Origin of the sequence: Fibrobacter sp. UWS1, from assembly GCF_002300445.1 — a bacterium.
Classification (GTDB): Bacteria; Fibrobacterota; Fibrobacteria; order Fibrobacterales; family Fibrobacteraceae; genus Hallerella; species Hallerella intestinalis.
This window is the reverse complement of the sequence record NZ_NSGW01000002.1, coordinates 274,296-292,102: the sequence shown is the minus strand read 5'-3', so window position 1 is coordinate 292,102 and position 17,807 is coordinate 274,296. Positions and strand designations below refer to the sequence as shown.

18 protein-coding genes are annotated in these 17,807 nt (G+C 47.7%); 2 read left to right on the top strand and 16 right to left on the bottom strand.

The genetic code is table 11. From position 1 onward, the window contains the following. Positions 1-115: 115 nt before the first annotated feature. Positions 116-1,432 (top strand): ISL3 family transposase, encoded by a 1,317-nt coding sequence (locus tag BGX14_RS11280; RefSeq protein ID WP_158223236.1) that lies wholly within the window; start codon positions 116-118, stop codon positions 1,430-1,432. Between the two features lie 115 nt (positions 1,433-1,547). Next, complete coding sequence (locus BGX14_RS11275; protein WP_078777227.1) at positions 1,548-3,482, top strand: YgiQ family radical SAM protein; 1,935 nt, start codon at positions 1,548-1,550, stop codon at positions 3,480-3,482. On the opposite strand, the gene BGX14_RS11270 is transcribed toward BGX14_RS11275, so the two are convergent. The 16 genes from BGX14_RS11270 to BGX14_RS11195 form a co-directional block, all read right to left on the bottom strand. Continuing rightward, positions 3,479-4,672 (bottom strand): DNA recombination protein RmuC, encoded by a 1,194-nt coding sequence (locus BGX14_RS11270; RefSeq protein ID WP_198951206.1) that lies wholly within the window; start codon positions 4,670-4,672, stop codon positions 3,479-3,481. The two genes, BGX14_RS11275 and BGX14_RS11270, sit on opposite strands and share 4 nt — an antisense overlap. Positions 4,673-4,901: 229 nt before the next feature. Beyond that, positions 4,902-5,225 carry a transposase gene (locus tag BGX14_RS11265; RefSeq protein WP_095879938.1) on the bottom strand — a complete coding sequence of 108 codons (324 nt, stop codon included), beginning with the start codon at positions 5,223-5,225 and terminating at the stop codon, positions 4,902-4,904. Positions 5,226-5,330: 105 nt separating this feature from the next. Further along, positions 5,331-6,005 carry a hypothetical protein gene (locus tag BGX14_RS11260; protein ID WP_073302603.1) on the bottom strand — a complete coding sequence of 225 codons (675 nt, stop codon included), beginning with the start codon at positions 6,003-6,005 and terminating at the stop codon, positions 5,331-5,333. 83 nt (positions 6,006-6,088) lie between these two features. Continuing rightward, positions 6,089-6,898, bottom strand: a complete 810-nt coding sequence (gene murI, locus BGX14_RS11255; protein WP_095879937.1) for a glutamate racemase — start codon at positions 6,896-6,898, stop codon at positions 6,089-6,091. A gap of 2 nt (positions 6,899-6,900) precedes the next feature. After that, positions 6,901-7,362 carry a hypothetical protein gene (locus BGX14_RS11250; protein WP_078777223.1) on the bottom strand — a complete coding sequence of 154 codons (462 nt, stop codon included), beginning with the start codon at positions 7,360-7,362 and terminating at the stop codon, positions 6,901-6,903. Beyond that, the gene (locus BGX14_RS11245) at positions 7,359-8,273 is read right to left on the bottom strand and encodes a hypothetical protein (protein WP_073302608.1); all 915 of its coding nucleotides are present in this window, start codon (positions 8,271-8,273) and stop codon (positions 7,359-7,361) included. Before BGX14_RS11245 ends, BGX14_RS11250 begins: the two co-directional genes overlap by 4 nt. A gap of 10 nt (positions 8,274-8,283) precedes the next feature. Continuing rightward, positions 8,284-8,808 carry a hypothetical protein gene (locus tag BGX14_RS11240; RefSeq protein WP_073302609.1) on the bottom strand — a complete coding sequence of 175 codons (525 nt, stop codon included), beginning with the start codon at positions 8,806-8,808 and terminating at the stop codon, positions 8,284-8,286. A 76-nt stretch (positions 8,809-8,884) separates the two neighbouring features. Beyond that, a complete protein-coding gene (locus BGX14_RS11235) occupies positions 8,885-10,018 on the bottom strand; it encodes a class I SAM-dependent RNA methyltransferase (RefSeq protein ID WP_095879936.1) in 1,134 nt (377 codons plus the stop codon). Continuing rightward, positions 10,015-10,875 carry an ATP-binding cassette domain-containing protein gene (locus BGX14_RS11230; RefSeq protein WP_095879935.1) on the bottom strand — a complete coding sequence of 287 codons (861 nt, stop codon included), beginning with the start codon at positions 10,873-10,875 and terminating at the stop codon, positions 10,015-10,017. The genes BGX14_RS11235 and BGX14_RS11230 overlap by 4 nt, the downstream gene beginning before the upstream one ends. Beyond that, positions 10,872-11,099, bottom strand: coding sequence for an exodeoxyribonuclease VII small subunit (xseB, locus tag BGX14_RS11225; RefSeq protein ID WP_078777220.1), 228 nt, complete (start codon positions 11,097-11,099; stop codon positions 10,872-10,874). Before xseB ends, BGX14_RS11230 begins: the two co-directional genes overlap by 4 nt. Next, a complete protein-coding gene (gene murC / locus BGX14_RS11220) occupies positions 11,096-12,490 on the bottom strand; it encodes a UDP-N-acetylmuramate--L-alanine ligase (protein ID WP_073302613.1) in 1,395 nt (464 codons plus the stop codon). The genes xseB and murC overlap by 4 nt, the downstream gene beginning before the upstream one ends. Before the next feature lie 121 nt (positions 12,491-12,611). Continuing rightward, complete coding sequence (locus BGX14_RS11215) at positions 12,612-13,472, bottom strand: hypothetical protein (protein ID WP_095879934.1); 861 nt, start codon at positions 13,470-13,472, stop codon at positions 12,612-12,614. 118 nt (positions 13,473-13,590) lie between these two features. Continuing rightward, positions 13,591-14,358, bottom strand: coding sequence for a DUF3108 domain-containing protein (locus BGX14_RS11210; protein WP_158223307.1), 768 nt, complete (start codon positions 14,356-14,358; stop codon positions 13,591-13,593). Between the two features lie 7 nt (positions 14,359-14,365). Further along, positions 14,366-14,833 carry a 5-(carboxyamino)imidazole ribonucleotide mutase gene (gene purE / locus BGX14_RS11205; RefSeq protein ID WP_073302617.1) on the bottom strand — a complete coding sequence of 156 codons (468 nt, stop codon included), beginning with the start codon at positions 14,831-14,833 and terminating at the stop codon, positions 14,366-14,368. After that, positions 14,821-16,104: a phosphoribosylamine--glycine ligase gene (gene purD, locus BGX14_RS11200; protein WP_073302619.1), complete on the bottom strand. Its 1,284-nt coding sequence runs from the start codon at positions 16,102-16,104 to the stop codon at positions 14,821-14,823. Before purD ends, purE begins: the two co-directional genes overlap by 13 nt. Before the next feature lie 261 nt (positions 16,105-16,365). Further along, entirely contained in the window at positions 16,366-17,802 is a 1,437-nt protein-coding gene (locus BGX14_RS11195; RefSeq protein WP_095879932.1) for a glycosyltransferase, read from the bottom strand. Positions 17,803-17,807 lie beyond the last annotated feature (5 nt).

The window sequence follows — 17,807 nt, the reverse complement described above, 5'->3', positions numbered from 1 at the left end:
CAACATGTGTGGGTGGCTTCGCCCCCCTTTTTTTGTTGACTTTCGCCTAAATCAAACAAAAAAAATGGGCTATTTTCTAAAATTTAATCGCCAAAAAAAACAGAAGAAAAAGCCCATGTCAAAATTATACAAATCCATCTTCAATGTCAACGGCTGTTCAGTCGTCAAGCAGGAGCAAACCGACACCACGGTCACCATCACGGTAAGACTCACCAAGGGCAACGCCAGCAGGTGCGGCTGTTGTGGGCGAAAAGGGAAGCTCTACGACAACGGCCGGGAACAGAGGGTATGGCGGACGCTCGATCTCGGCACGAAGATGGGCTTCATCAGGATGGACACCTACAGGGTGAAGTGCAAGAAATGCGGCGTAAAAACGGTGAAGGTGCCGTGGGCAAGCCACAGGTCAGGCTTCACCGACGCCTTCGAGCAGCAGGTCGCATGGGCCGTATGCAGCATGTCGAAAAAGGCTGTCGCAAAGCAGCTACGCATCGCCTGGAATACCGTGGGGGAAATTGCCGACCGCGTATGGGATCGCCTGGACACAAGGCCGATCAAGGCAGGCTGCATCTTCAGGCGCATAGGCATCGACGAGACCAGCTACAAGAAAGGGCACAAGTACATAACGGTGGTAGTGGATCACGACAGGCGCTGCGTGATCTGGGTCCACGAGGGCTACGGGAAGGAGGTGCTGGACCTCTTCATGAGGGAACTCAGCGAAGAGCAGCGCAAGGGCGTGGAGCTTGTGACTTGTGACGGAGCCAAGTGGATAAGGTCAAGCATCGAGGAGTTCCTGCCCAATGCCGAACGGTGCGTGGACAGCTTCCATGTCGTACAGTGGGCGACAGAAGCCCTGGACAAGGTCCGTGTGGAAGCCTGGAAGGAGGCCCGCAAGGAAAACCGCAATCAGAAACGGGGCCGAGGCAGGCCCACGAAGGATAGCGTCCCGAAGGACCGCACCGCGGAGGGGATAAAGAACTCCAGGTACGCTCTGGGCAAGGCTCCAGAGAACCTTAACGAAAGCCAGCAGAGAAAAATAGAACTCATAGCAAGCCGCTATCCGCGTCTCTACAGGGCATACCAGCTCAAGGAGGAACTGCGCATCATCCTGAAGATGGGCTATGACGATGCCAGGGAAAATCTGGACAGGTGGCTGTGGCGTGCAAGCCACTCACGCATCGGCTCAGTAAAGGATCTGTACGCAAAGATCAAGCGCAACTACGACGGAATCCTCAACACAATCAGGCTGGGCGTGTCAAACGCAAGGATCGAGGCGACGAACAACAAGATAAAGCTACTGATACGGACTGCCTATGGCTTCAGGAACATGAACAACATGCTGTCGCTGATAATGTTGAGCTGTTCCTATGTAGATGTAAAGATAGCCTACGAATGGGAATCGGTATCGAGAGAATCATCTAGCAAGGCTGCCTAAATGCTACCACACATATTGATGATGCCTCAAAAAAGAAACAATCGCTCCTACCAAAATTTTGTAAGACATTGAACCGCCATCATTTTCGTTAAAGATAATTTTTATTTTTACGCTTATGGAAACTCTCGATTTTTTACCGATTTCCAAAGAAGACTTGGAAAAACGGGGCTGGGATTTTGTTGATGTCGTCGTCATTTCTGCGGACGCTTATGTGGACCATCCTTCCTTTGGGCACGCTGTCATTGCGCGCTTGATTGAACACGAAGGGTACCGAGTCGCCGTTCTTCCGCAACCCAACTGGCGCGACGACCTTCGCGATTTCAAAAAATTGGGAAAGCCCCGCTTATTTTTCGCCATCTCCAGCGGCATGGACAGCATGGTAAATCACTATACCGCCGGGAAACGCCTGCGCAGCGACGACGCTTTTACCGCCGGAGGAAAAGCGGGTTTTCGGCCCGACCGCGCGACGACCGTCTATGCAAAAATTTTAAAACAGCTCTACCCCGACGTTCCCATCGTTATCGGCGGTTTGGAATCCAGCCTTCGTCGCATTAGCCACTACGACTACTGGGACGACAAGATTTTTCCACCGATTCTCGCCACAACGAATGCCGACCTGCTGATTTACGGTATGGGCGAAAAGCCGATGAAAGAATTGCTGCACCTGCTCAAAAAAGGCGTTCCCTTTTCAAACCTCAATTCCATCCCGCAGACGGCATATCTTGTCCCCAAAGGACGCGTTCCCAAAAACAAAGAGTTTGAAGATTTAAAACTCCCCAGCTACGAAGATTGTCTGCAAAGCAAAAAGACGCAATTTGAAGCTTTTCGAAAAACAGAAATCGAATCCAATAAAATCCACGCCAAACGCATTTTGCAAGACGTCGGAGAAACCACAGTCGTCATCAATCCGCCCTATCCTCCACTCGAATACGGCGAGTTGGACGAAAGTTTTGAATACCCGTATATGCGAGCACCGCATCCCCGCTACAAAAAACGCGGGCCCGTTCCCGCTTTCGAAATGATCAAATTTTCCATCACCTCGCATCGCGGCTGTTTTGGCGGTTGCAGTTTTTGCGCGATCAATGCGCACCAGGGAAAATTCGTCGCCAGCCGTTCCAAGGAAAGCATCTTGCGAGAAGTGGAATTGCTCACGCAAATGCCGGGATTCGCCGGAACGATCAGCGACCTCGGAGGCCCCAGCGCCAATATGTACAAAATGCGAGGAAAAGATCGCAGCCGTTGCGAAAAATGCGCACGACCCAGTTGCGTATTTCCCCGTATTTGCGACAATATGAACACCCGCCACCAGGAACTGACCGAACTTTATCGGGAAATTTCCAAACATCCAAAAATCAAGCACCTGTTTATTGGCAGCGGCGTCCGATACGATCTTATTTTACAAGAAACGACGGACAAAACCCTTCTGGCCGATCACCTCGACTATGCAAAAGAACTCATCCGGAACCATGTCAGCGGCAGATTAAAAGTCGCACCGGAGCACACCTCGGACAGCGTTCTCAGCCTAATCCGCAAACCTTCTTTCGCCCTCTTTTACAAATTCAAGGAATTTTTCGACAAAGAAAGCGCGGCGGTCGAAAAGAGACAGCAAATCATCCCCTACTTTATTTCCAGTCATCCGGGCTGCACCGAAAAGGACATGGCAGAACTTGCCCTCGAAACCAAGCAGTTGGGATTTCGGCTCGAACAGGTCCAAGACTTTACGCCCACACCCATGACCATCGCGACCGAAATGTATTACGCAGAAACCTATCCCGATGGAAAACCGCTCTACGTCGCCAAAACCGCCGAACAAAAAAACAATCAAAAGCGTTTCTTCTTTTGGTATATTCCCGAAAATCGCATTTGGATTCAAAAAACGTTAGAGCGATTAAAAATGGGAAAGGTTTCCAGACTGCTCCTTTCCCGAACTTCTTACAAAGAAGGCCGCACCTACGAACCCAGCAAGGAACGGGCGAAAGAACGGGAACAAATCAAAATGGACAGGCGTAATCGCGCCTATTTCCGCAAGCACGAAAGCAAAAAGCGCTAACTTTCAAGTTCCGGAATCGGATGGCGGGCGTTTTGCCGGGCACCGAGTTTTTGAAGTTTCGAGCAAGTCTGCAAAATACTCTTCCCATTCGGCAAAAGATATTTTTTCCCTTCTTCATAAGCGGTTTGTGCGGAATCGAGTTCCGAGCCGATTCTACGGTAACGCTCCATAAAAATCCCAACGCGTTCCATCAGTTCATTCGCCAATTCATAGACCTTTTCATGATTTTCCTTTTGCACAATCTGCGTCCACGTGAGATTGATGATTCGCAATGCCGCATAAAGTGTCTGTTCGTCGGCGATATAGACGTTCCTGTCCATCGCTTCGCGCCATAAGTTCGGTCTAACGTTAATTGCCGTCCAAAGTGCTGCCGTATGCGGGACAAACATGATAACATAATCCATTTTTACCCGTGGCGGTTTGATGTACTCGGCATAGTTCTTTTTGGAAAGTTCTTTCACGTGGTTCAACAGGCTGTCAATGTGGGCATTCAAAAATCTTTGCCTGTCCACTTCATTTTCGGCGTTCACATATTCCATATACGCCGACAGAGAAACTTTGGAATCAATCACCACTTCCCGCTGCTTATCCAAATGCAGAATCACATCGGGCCGAAGTGTGGAACCGCCATCCGTTCGCACCGCGTTTCCATTTGCATCGCGAAGAGTCGCCTGCACATCATAATGTACGCCTTCCGTCAGTCCCTGCGATTGCAAAAGCTCATTCAATATCGTCTCTCCCCAATCGCCCTGCACTTTGCTTTGGTGCTTAAAAACCTTTGAAAGTTCTTCCGCGCTTAATTTCGCCGCTTCGCTCATTTTCATCGCATTTTCAATCTGCGTTTTCAAAGCACCGCTTAAATTGCTTTGTTGCATACACGAAGCATCCATGGCCTGTTTCATTTTTTCCATCGTTTCTTTTAGCGGATTCACAATGCTCCCCATGCATTCCGCATTGGTTTTAGAAAATTCCGATTGCTTGGTTTTGAGCATTTCATCCGTGGCGATTTTCATTTGCGCCATCACTTTTTCCATTGTTTCGTCAAAACGCTTCTGCTGTTCCGACAACGCATTTTCCGAAAGCTGTTTTTGCGCATAAAAACGCTCTTCCGCAAGGCGAAGCTGCGTCCGAAAATAGACGACAACCATCGCCATCATCGCTATAGCAACCAAAATCACAGAAACCAGCATTTTCCGACCTCCTCGCATTCATCCTAAAGGCATTTTTTCCAAAAAATAGAAATTTCCAAACCGCATTCATTTCGCAAAATCAAGCCGCCTGTCATTCATAGTTCCAAAAAAGATTCCCGACGGCATAGCCCTAGGATACTAGCAACGCGTAGCACGCGTTGACGGTTCTGACACTGGCGTTCGATCCCTACTGGCTGCCCGTAAACGGGCTATAGTTTACCCATCACGGTCAACTGTTCCCCAAATAATCTTCATCCAGCTGATGCTTGATATAGTTCGCTATCTTGATCACATTTTTGCCTGCCGTGTCAACATAGTAGCAGCGACACCAAAATTCCCTGTTCCTGTATTTGAACTTCAACTCGGAAAAGCGTTCGTACAACTGCAGGCTGCTTTTTCCCTTCAAGAAGCCCGCCCCGCTGGACACGGCATACTTGGACGGGATTTCCAGCCGTCTCTCTCCGTAAAACACCTTCCGCCTGAATTTTGGCGCGAACACTATGTGGTATTTGCAGTTCCAGCTCGTATGAGCCATTGTTCTTATATTTTCCATCACCGCCAAAAGGCTTCTTGGGAACAACCAGCCTAGCTGGTGGTTTTCGGTTTATACAACAACAAAGGCGCCCCAAAGGAGCGCCTCTGAAAGGAGAAAGCTTTTTTACTGTTGCGGTTCTTCCGCAGCAGCTTCAGCCTGTTGCTGTGCCATAAAAGCCTTTTTAAACTCTTCGACAGTCGCGATATATTCGTCGATTTTGTCGTCACGGGAATCCAAGTGGTCCAAAATGATTTTTGTATGCTCTTCACTGAAAACCGTTTTGAGCTGACGATTGGCATGTCCCTTGTATCCCCAATCCTTAAGGCGTTCATCCGTCAAAACGTAACAATCCTGGAGTGAAACAAAATGCATCGGCCCCTGAACGGCGATATCCTTTTCCAAAAGCATGCATTCAGGCTCTTCCGCACCCGGAGTGGACATATACGACTGGATATGACGAGAGCGCACATCCTTCGTATTTTCAATCTTCATATAGCCCATAATCAAATACTTGCCCTTATAGTCCGGATCGCCGCCTTCATAGCGGGTGCCGAAAAGAATATAACGGCTCTTATTCGTCTGCACAATCTTGTTGATCGCTTTCACGTTGCAGCAAGAAACAAATCCATAAGTAGATGTTTCGTAATTCGGCTCCGAAAAAGCTCCCTTTCCATTTTCATTCATCTGATCACGGACAGGAACGACTGTCAGGTGACTGGTTTCAACATAAAGAAGGCTACCCATATTCTTACCACGGAAGCCTTGCCAACCGGTCAAGTTGATTTGTATTTGCGACATAATTCGTATTTCCTCAGAGTAAAAGCATTAAAAGCGGACCAAGAGTGGTTCGTTTTTCCCTCTCCAAGATATAAAATTATCCGTCAAAAAGACACATTTTTTGCAAAAACGTTGCTTTCTCCGAAAAAAGTGGCTCCTTTACTGAAAAATTCGGGGGTATCGGTCGTCAAAAACTCCACTTTACCTCGCCGAGTCAAGCGATTTTCGATTTCTGGATGTCGCCGCAAGTAATCAACCGTTTTTCGAGCGACGATTTCACCTTGAGACACCACCTGTACATGAGGCGGAAGGGACTCCCGAATCAAGGGCGAAAGCAAGGGGTAATGCGTGCAAGCCAAAAGTACCGCGTCGATCTGCGGGTCCTTTTGCAGTAGAAGACGAATGTCCCGCCGGACAAAAAAACGCGTTCCGTCGCTATCGACCTCTCCATTTTCCACCAACGACGCCCAGAGAGGACAAGCCTGCTGCGTAACCTGGAGCTGCGGGAAAAAACGAGCGATTTCCAGCAGATAGCTGCCCGACGCAACCGTGCCCGACGTTCCTAAAATTCCCAAATGCCCCGTCTTGGAAAAAGAACCCGCATCTTCCGCTGTCGGTCGGATGATTCCCAGCACCCGATTCTTTGGAGCCAATGTCGGCAAATCGCGCTGCTGAATGGTACGAAGGGCCCGAGCGCTAGCCGTATTGCAAGCAAGAATCACCAGCGGGCAGCCCATTTCAAAAAGTGCTTTGACCGCTTGAAGCGTATAGCGATAGATCGTTTCATACGATCGGGAACCATAAGGTGCGCGGGCATTGTCCCCCAGGTAAATAAAATCGTAATCAGGAAGAGCTTTGCGCAAATCATGAAAAATAGTCAGGCCGCCAAAGCCCGAATCGAAGACTCCTATCACCGCTACCTCCGCATTTGGGACTGCGCCTTGCGAATGGAATCCTGCAAAAATTCCCCGGGAAGCAATTGGCCTGGAGAAGTCCTCTCGTCGTTCGGGTTGCCGTTCCGAAAACGAGCGCGCGTGGTGGATATCGCCGTTTCCTTTTGCAATTCGGAAAGATATTTTTCCCAATCCTGCAAAGATTCGTCCAAATCGCCGCGAGCTTGGAGCATGCTTGTCCGCAGCAATTCCAGTTCTCGCATCTGTTCGCGCTTCATTATCCAAAGTTCCTCTTCTTCGGGCAAGCGTTCGATATTGAAAAGCAAATTCAGGTATTTGTTTTCGGCGTCGATATAAGCTTTATAAGCTTCCTTATACATATACGCTCGATCCTCGGCCATGACCTGCTGCGCCGACTTGGTGCCACCACAAGAAACCAGCACCCAAAGCGTTAGGGCAAAGAGAATGCGAGCAAAAACTTTCATTGTCTATCCGCCGAATCGAGTACCGTATAAAGGCGTTCCAAAGTCGTATTGCTTTTGAATGTCGCCGTATCGCCCGTTTTCGGATTCACCATGGTATGGATTCCCTGCTTGACTTCTCTTTCCTGGCAAGGAATTCCCGTTTCCGGATCCAGAGTGACCCAATAGGCGGTTTCATATTCCGCAGAAAGCCCTTTGTGATAAGCCTGAAAACGTTCTGTTCCGATTTTGCTGTTTACATGCTGTTCCCAGATGTAATACGGAAAATTTTCCTTTTCTTTCAAGTAAACCGTATAGCCCAAGCATTTGCGTCTGTCCAAATTGTGAAAGCCGTCTGTGACTACGGAATCGATTTGAATCAACGCAAATTGAAGCCGCCCTCGCTCCTTCAAAAGCGAAGTGATATTTCCCTTTTCCGGAACCTTGCCCACAAGCAGATGGTCCATTTCATAGCGGTGCCGCTCCTGACGTTCCAGATGTTTTACATAATCCGGGTTCAAAAGCTGATCGCGCCAACGCTGGGGCATCGGAATGCGATACAGCAGCGAATCGTATTCCTCGGCAAAACCTTTGACTTCAACCGTGCGCTCCGCCAATCCCTTTGTAATCACTTCGGGAAGTCGCCACTGGAGTTCCGCCGGGTGCGAATTTTTCAGATAGCCGCGGGACTTGTCCACTTCGAACTGGCGACGAATCACAAGGGTGTCGCCCACCTGCGAATAATCCAAACGGACATAATCGGCGACAATGGTCCCCACTCGTTCAATACCGCCCAAATCCATGGTTGAATAAGTGCTTTCCACATACAAATCCACGGGAACGGATTGGGACAATTTGTAATTGACTTCAACCTCCGAAGAGCAGGCGCAAAAGAAAAGAAAAGAAAGGGCTGAAATGCAAAATTTCATATTCATGCGTGTAAAACTATTCTCCGTCTATTTTCTGGCTGTTGAGAACCACGCGGATCTGTTTTTCCAAAAGCACCGTTCCTACATCACCATTGGAAAAACGAAGGGTGAAAGAGCCTTCCTTGGCATGGAAAATTTCTGCGGCGTTAGCAATGCCGCCATGCCGATGGGAAGAAACTAGAACCGTGTAAGAATCCTGCTTGCCATTTACCGTGCTGGTTTTAGAACCAATGACCTTTCCCGATGCGTTGAAAATCTCCCATTTGATCTTTGAAAAGTCAAAAGCTTTGCCGTAACGAAATTGCATTACAAATGGATCGGAAGAATGGAAAACGCTTCCCGTATCTGCCACTACAGAACGATTCTGGATAAATTCCTTGCCGGTAACTATCGTCATCGGCTCCGAAGAGCACGCCGTCCAAAAAACGACTGCGGCAAACAAAGCCAAAAAATGAATTTTTTTCATGAGCGAGACCCTTTCCTTTAAAACAAAAATGCGGTCCAAAACAAAACGCCATCTGTCGGCCAATCGCATTTCCATTTCAAATGAAAATTACAAAATTTGAAATCCTTTGTGGAACCGGTTCTTTTAGAGCTCCTGTAGAACCGCCTTCTTTTTAAACGGCTTTCAATTCCAAAAACATTTCAAAATGAGGAGTCTGCGGATAAAAGGCAAAACCTTCCGCTTTGACAATGGAATAGCCTCTCGCTAAACTTTTGAAATCGCGTGCAAGAGTCGCTGGGTCGCAAGAAATATAGAGCAACTTTCGGGGTTTCGCCTTTAAAATCGCCGAGAGAGCCGTCGGTGGCAAACCTGTTCGAGGCGGATCGACGATGAGAACGTCTGCTCCGGAAGCATCATTTTGAGCAAGCCAATCCTCCGCCGGAGAAGAAATGTTTTTTGCCTTTGGAACATTTCGATTGGCATGAATCCGCGCATTCGGATCCCTTTCCACCGTCACAATCCGCTGAAATTGATTTTGCAGAATGGCAGCAAAAAAACCGATTCCACTAAAAAGATCGATCAAATAATCCCCACTACCCGCCGATTCGCGAACCGATTTCACCAGCTCCGGAAGCAGCTGTAAATTCGATTGAAAAAAACAGCTGGCGTCCATAGAGAGATTCACATCGGCCACTTGCACCGAGTTTAGCGCAAGACGCTGAAATTCCGGACTTCGCATTCCTTTGTAATAGCAGGCTATTTTTCCTTTTCCGTTATCAAAAACAGACAATTCGGGAACTTGCGGCAACTTTTTTTCGGCAATCGCCCGATTCAAAGCCGGAGTGAGAATGGGACATTTTGAAACGGGAATCATCCTGTGGCTCTGCGCTTCCCGAAATCCATAGCCACCTCCAACTCGAACCAATCTGGCCCGATTGCGATAAGCATAAGGATTTCCCGAATGGATTTTCCAATCCGGCGGTAATTCCGTTCCAGCAAAGCGGCGGAAAAGTTCATTCACCGACAGCCGATAGGAATCCAGCTGAAATTCCATAGAAGCGTGTCCCATGGAGCAACCGCCGCAGCGACCAAAAAAAGGACATTCCGGTTTTGTGCGAAAAGGCGAAGCTTCTAAAACTTTTTGAACACGTCCTTTGGCATAATCCCGTTTTTGCTGGAGCAGTTCCACTTCAACAAGCTCTCCTGTAAGAGCCCCCGACACAAAACAGACGCGACCATCTTCCAAATGCGCCAGGGCATCCCCGCCCTGCGCCATTTTTTCCATACGGAGAGTCACGATATTCATAGAGAAGAAACGGCATCCATCGCAGAAAACCACTCGGCATCCAATAGCGGCGAAACTTTGGGAGGCCTTTCAAAATCCAAGGTCGGAACGCTCGCAATCAACGCCTGCGTATAAGGATGCTGCGGATTTAACAAGACATCTTTCACTGTTCCTCTTTCCATTTCGCGGCCTTTATACATCACCAGAACTTTGTCTGCAAAAGAACGCACCGTGAGAATGTCGTGCGAAATGAATACCAACGAAATGCCCAATTCCTCTCGAAGTTTTTCCAAAAGTTTTAAGACCTGCGCTTGCACCGAGACATCCAAAGCACTCGTCACTTCGTCGGCGACAATGACTTTCGGTTCCAACATCAACGCCCGGGCAATGCCAATCCGCTGCCGTTGTCCACCCGAAAATTCATGCGGGTATCGCTCCAAAGAATCCGCAGGCAACCCGACCAGCTCCAATTTCATTTTCGCTTTTTCCAAAGAATTCTTTTTGGATTCTCCACGAACCAGCAAAGGATAGCTTAAAATCTGCGCTATCGTCTGCCGAGGATTCAAACTGGAATACGGATCCTGAAAAACCATTTGCACCGACTGGCGGACTTCGGAAAACGCTTTTGGGGATTGCACATCCACATTTTTTCCAAATACGGAATACGTTCCCGAGTGCCAAGGCAAAAGACCGACCAACGCCTGCGCCAATGTACTTTTGCCGCAGCCCGATTCGCCGATAATCGCCAAAATCTCCGCTTCGTCCAAATCTAGCGAGATATTTTGCACCGCTTTTAAATAATTGGAAACATGGGAAAATACACCTCTCCGCATCGGATAATAAACGGAAATATCCCGAACCCGCAACGCTTCACTCATTCTTCCGCAGGGTCCTTTGCAGTCTCTTCGTTCAAATCGGAAAGAGCCTTTTGCACATTTTTTTCCGTATCCGAAAGAATGGTTTTGCATTCCCGAAGAAGTCGGGTAGCCTCTTCCACCTGACTTGCCAATTCATCTACGCTCACATCGCTCTGATCTATCTTTGTCAAAATCTCTTCTAGGCGGTTCATCGCATTTTTATAACGGTTATTCTGTTCACTCATTTAGCTAGTTCCTCTGCAATTTTTTGGGCAAAGTCCGAAAGGCTCGGATCGCGTGCGCCCATCACAAGAATCGTATCGCCAGGCTTTGCGAATTGCACCATCCGATGTCCGCATTCCAAACGTTCCGCGCTGTAGTGGGCAGCCACATTTTTAGCGAGCAAATCCCGGACCAAATCTGCCGACGAAATATCCCGAGAGACGGTTCCTCCCGCATAATAAATTTCACTCAAAAAGGCAGCATCCTGGGAACGCAAAGCTTCCGAAATTGCCTGCACCAAATCATTTCGTAAAAAACGAGTCGGTCCAAAACCATGCGGCTGAAAATAGGCGAGAACTCGACCCTTTGTAAAATCCTGCGCCGCCCGAATGCTTGCCGCAATTTTTGCCGGATTATGCGCAAAATCGTCCACGACAGTAACGCCATGAAAGGTCCCCAAAATCTGATGCCGCCGATGAATTCCCGCAAAGGACGACAGCGCATCGGCACACTGCCGGAGTGAAACGCCGACTTTTAACGCCACGGCAATCGCCGCTAGCGCATTCATCATATTGTGGTGCCCCGGCAAAGGCAATTTACACGATACCAATTCTCCTTGATGGCGAACTCGGAAAGCAATCGAATAGCCTTCGGGTTTAAAATCCATTCCTTGAACGCCGGCCTTTGCTTCCAAGCCAAAATCATCCAGATGATTGACGCTAAACGCATTCGCCAATTCATCGGCTTCATTCACAATCAGCGTTTTATTTTTAGCGGTGATATTATTCGAAAAAGTCGCAAAAATCTCTTGCAGTTCCGCAATTTCCTTGTGGTCCTTCCCGATATTCAAAATGACGCCGATTTCAGGGGAATAACGCACCAATGTCCCATCGCTTTCATCCGCTTCGGCAACAAGCCATTCCCCACTTCCCGTAAAGCTGTTTCCGATTCTACCCTGCTTTTCCAAAGACACAAGGGCAGCACCCGAAAGAATGGAAGGAGAAAGTCCGGCTTCATGGAGAATATGCCAAATCATTCCTGTCACACTGCTTTTTCCGCTGGTCCCACTGACGCAAATCGTCTTTACGCTTTCCGAAATTTTGGCGAGCATTTCGCTGCGGTGCATCCGAGGAATGCCTAATTCCAAGGCCCGCTTGATGTCCGGATTGGATTCTTCAATGGCTGAACTGACAACGATTGCCGAAAGATTTTTTTGAATCCCGGAACCATCCTGCGGAAAAACCTTGACTCCCGTCATTTCCAACTGCGCGCGTAAAGCGTCTCCATCCGCACTGGAAAATTTACGGTCAGAACCCGAAATCGAAAAGCCTTTGCCCGCCAGATATTCCGCAATGGCGCTCATGCCCGAACCGGCTACACCGACAAAAAAGAAAGATTGTTCTTGAGAAAGCATAGACATATTATAGAAATAGATGAAAAAGGTTTCAAACCGATTTTAAAAATCGTTCGCAACTCGGAAAACAAAAAATCCCCGCCGTTTGCAATGGCAGGGATATTTTTAAGCCGAGTAAAATTTAATCGTCCTGGTATTTCTTTTCGCGTTCGCGCCGACGGATTTCCGTCGCATCCGGGAAGAATTCCGGCAGGGCAAACCCGATAGTAATGCCAAAGACCAAGCCGAATTTTGAAATGCCGTCCGAATCGATGACACGGGAAATCGTTTTACCGGTAACATCTTTTTTATGGGAATCGTCGTAAGCATTCGGCGCATAATACATACCGATGGCAAATTGGAGATAATACCATTCATTCGTCAGGTAGGTGATGAGAACGTCGAACTGGAAACCCGTCGTCATCAAAAGTTCACGAGTGAAATCGTTGTCTTCGTTCGCCGTAATATCATGGTCATAATAGACCGTTCCATAAGACACGGAAAGACCCAAATGCAGCGGATTCTTCGGGAAGAGATAGTAGTTCAAACCGACCTTCCAGCCCGTTCCGCCTTCCAATTTGTAGTCCGAGAAATCCGGGTCGTCTCCACTCGGAATAAAACCGAACGCTCCGTACAGACCCAAATGCCAACGGGTAATGTATTCCGCTCCAAAACCGAAGCCCATACCGATTCCCGTCTCTCCCATGACCGGCTGGCGTGAACCCGCACCGAGTTCAAAAATCAAACGGTCTTTCAACCAGTCGCGACGACGAATGTTATTCGCAAATTCGTCCAATTTTTGATCCTTTTCAAATTCCGCGCGTTTGGCACGATCTGCAGCACGGGACGACCTCGCCGAAGATTGAGCTTCTTCATCGTCGTCATTGGCAGCCGTATATGCCGCCGTATTCGGAGCAGCTTCATCCTCATAGGAATCATTGTCGTCTTGAGCAAAACCGGCTACTGCCAGAGCAAAAAACAAGATGTAAACTTTTTTTAACATTTCTAAAAAGCCTCTATTTTTAGAGATAGAATAGTTCCGCATTCAATATAGTTTATTATTCGGAATGTAAACTAAATTATTTGTGTAAAAAGAAGTTGCCAACCCCCAAAAAATTCCCTTACTGGGCATTTCCTTGCCGAAAATGCACCAATTCCCCTTTTATGGAGCCGATGGGGATTTTAACCCGCATCAGGACAGGCAATCGACGTTCATCATCCGTCAGCCAGATGAAAAGCCTTCCAGAAGCCTGAAATGCGCCGTCGTCCCCTAAAACCGGCTCCACTTTAATGCAATCAAACTTGCCGAGATCCGTTTCCACAGACTCCTTTCCATAGATAATCACGCGCAATGAGTAGCGTTTTTTCCCGCTTACCGCCGAAAAATAAGTATCCTTTTTTCCCGAAAGATCCATATTGCGCACACGATAGAACGCCGAAATGATGCAATGTTCGTAACCGTTCAGCGATATGGTCGTATCCACCCTTGATTTTACATCTTGGCGACGGGCATTTGTAAAAACCGTGTCGGATAAAGTCGCTTTCAAATTTTTGCGGTCGAAAAGGATTTGCGAAGTGCTGTGATAAGAACCTTCGTTCAGAATTTTTTTGAACGACTCCGGGAGGACATTGTTCCCTTTGGAAATCGTCCGAATCGTATCGGCAACCGGGTAAATGGATTTAAATGCGCCATTGTTGCGAGCGACGCTTTCAAAAAGGAACTTCCCATCTGAAAGCGGAGTGGCAATCATATCAGCCGAGCCAGCGGTAACAAAACCCCAGCTCAAGCGAAAGGAAAGCTGTTCCCCGTTTGCCCAAGGAATTTTTGCCGCATCGTCTGAAAAACCCAATGCGGTCAAAAGCAGTGCGCCAAGGAGAATCCTTTTCACAAAATCCTTAGATGTCACCGAGGGATTTACGATAATCCGCAAGCTTCTGGCGAATTTCCGAGTTCAGAAGGGCCAGAATGGAAACCGCCAAATAAGCCGCATTCTTTCCATTGCCAATGCCAACTGTCGCAACCGGAATGCCCGAAGGCATCTGCACGATGGAATGGAGCGCATCGACTCCCGAAAGAGGACCGCCATCTCCCGGCACACCGATTACCGGCAACGTCGTGTGCGCGGCAAGCGTCCCCGGAAGAGCCGCCGCCAGTCCCGCGATACCTATCAGCACTTTTACGCCTCGGGATTCGGCTTCTCGCGCATACTTCGCCGTTTTATTCGGAGTGCGATGCGCCGAAAGTACGTTGTATTCCCAAGCAACGCCAAATTCATCGAGAATGCCTGTTACTTTATCAACAATCGGCTTGTCCGAAGCACTGCCGGTAATAATGCCAACCAGAGGATTTTTTACTTCTTGCATCTTGCGAGTCCTTTTTGTCCAATGTCTTTGCGATAGAACGCTCCTTCAAAGCGAATTTTTCCGCAAGCTTCATAGGCTTTGTCCAAAGCGGCCTGAAGATCCTTGCCTGTGCCCACGACACCGAGAACACGGCCACCGTTGGTGAGCAACTTGCCGTCTGCCATCTTGGTTCCGGCGTGAACGACCATCGCCCCTGTCGCTTCGGCATCTTCGATTCCGAAAATTTCCTTGCCCTTTTCGTAGGAGCCGGGATAGCCTTCGCTTGCCATGACGACAATCGCCGCCGACATTTTCGGAGAAGCCGGAGCGTCGAAATTCCGGAGTTCCCCTTTTTCTGCGGCATCGAAAAGAGCGAGCAAGTCGCCGTCGTAAACCGGGAGCACCACCTGACATTCCGGGTCGCCCAGACGGCAGTTGTATTCCACCACTTTCGGGCCGTTCTTCGTCACCATAATTCCCACATAGAGAACGCCCGTATAAGGCGAACCTTCGGCAGCCATTCCTTTTAGAGTCGGCTCGATTATTTGAGATTTGACCGCCGAAAGAATTTCCGGCGTGACGACGGGAGCTGGAGTGTAAGCGCCCATTCCCCCGGTATTGGGGCCTTTGTCACCGTCAAAAACGCGCTTGTGATCTTGAGCGGAAGAAAGCAAAACGTAATCCTTGCCATCGCAAACGGCAAAGAGAGACGCCTCTTCGCCCTCCATAAACTCTTCGATGACAACCGTCTTTCCCGATTCGCCAAACACCGCCTTGTCGCCAAGCATCTCTTCCACAGCATCGTTCGCTTCCTTGTCCGTCAAGCAGACGACAGCGCCCTTGCCAGCGGCCAGCCCCGAAGCCTTGACGACGATGGGGGCAGGATGCTCTGCTAAAAATTTTTTTGCCGAAGCAAGATCCGTAAATGTTTCAAAAGCGGCGGTGGGAATGCTATACTTTTTCATGAAATTCTTGGAAAACGCCTTGGAGCCTTCCAGAGCAGCAGCAGCAGCCGCCGGACCAAAAGCCCGCAGACCACGAGCACGAAACTCATCGACAACGCCGGCAACCAGAGGAATTTCCGGCCCGATAATCGCAAGATCCACCTTTTCCGCTTCCGCCAAATCAGCAAGCGCCTTGGGGTCAGCCACGTCCACAGGAACGCAACGGCCCAAATTCGCCATGCCCGGATTGCCCGGTGCGCAAATCAGATTTTCACACAGAGGCGACTTTTTTACCGCCAACGCGATGGCATGTTCGCGGCCACCGCTACCGACAACGAGAATATTCATAAAAACTTCCTTTTATTTCGTATGGCAATTTAGAAAAATCGCGATTCCTGCAACAGAAGGGTGCGGGATTCTTACTCATTTCAAAGGAATCTTTATGCACTTTCTACAATGAACTCCACCACATTCATAGAATTTTCAATTAAAATTCTGCAATTATTTGTTACACTCGTTTTAGTTTTTAGCAAGGGGCAACAAAAAGGCGCTTTCTCTTAAAATTTGACATATTTGTATATGCGCACTATCAATAAAAATCTTTCACTATTAATTTGAATTCTCTAGCGCATATTGAGCAATTTTCTGTGCCGTCGGATGCTCTGCTTCCATTTTACGGAATTCACTACTTAATTTTTTTAGATTCCGCAAAGACGTGTAATCTTGTAAAATCTGGTTGATAAAATAGCGTAGGCATTTAGGCTTGAGGTATTCAATATGGAATCTATTTTTTATACCGCAGTCTTCCAATCTCAAGGCGTTGTCCATTTGGTCTTTTCCCAGCGGCAGCACAAGGAACGGAACTTCATAGTATATACATTCCTTGATTGTAGCAAGACCACCATGAATAATGGCACAACTGCTTTTATCTTCTTTTGCAGCAATGGTCTCAAGAATTTGTCTTTGTGGAGCCCAACCACAAACAGTTACATTATCGTACTCTTCCCAATGATTTTGAATAAGTGTCGAGCCAACACACAGAATCAGATGGTAGTCCTTCATATCCGAAGACTGCATAGCGTTAATCATGGACATAAACAACGACAACGCACTTTCCGCATAGTCCAGCACCTGTGAGCCAGCCGTTACATATATAATTTTATCCTTGCTTAGAATGTCATCCCACAGAATTCCCGAGGAATCATCCTCTATACCTTCTAGTTCCTTGGTAATGCAGGGCTCTCCATACGACACCAATCCGCCATGAGAATAATGAGCATAATCAAATTGCTGTGGACATGGAATATATTCAGGAAAACTCTTTAGCGGCTCAACAAATTGTTCAAGCGTAATTCCATGATCAACCATATAGTCATCGGGATTGCACAAATCCTTCGCCACCATGTTTATCAATTTTCTTTGCTCATCTGGTGTAAACGCCATCAAATTTTGCAAAGCGTGCGCGGCAGGGTTATCACTAGGATGTCTAAGATATGTTGTAGATAGAGCAAACTTCGTATTGCTAGTAAAAACATCCGAATCAAATTGATGATGATAATAGATAATTAACGCTTCTAATGCAGTAAAATACCCAGAAACCATTAAATCTGGTTTAATATCATCCCATCTTTCTCTAAATTCAATAGCATTCTTGTATATGACAGAATCTTCTGGGGCTCCGGCCTTAACGATGTTTTCATGATTATCAAATCCTGCATATGCAAGTGCCCATATATGGTCTGTTTTCCACCTATTTCCAGGAGTTGTCCGAAACTCATTTGTATAGCCAGGAGGATAGATGGACTCTTTCGTATCTTCGGGAACATAGAAGATATTGCTGTATTTAAAATCTGTTCCATTCTTCTTGTTGAAAGATGTAATCAATTCCTCACAATCGGCAATACCCATATATTCAATTTCAAACATCTTTTCACCATCGCGATTTTTTATTGAATTCAAACGATCAGCCCATGCGAGGGTTGGAAGCCAGTGGCCCTGTTCTTTATAGACATCGGGCCAGAAGAGGATTTTTTTCTTGTCAGCCATAATAT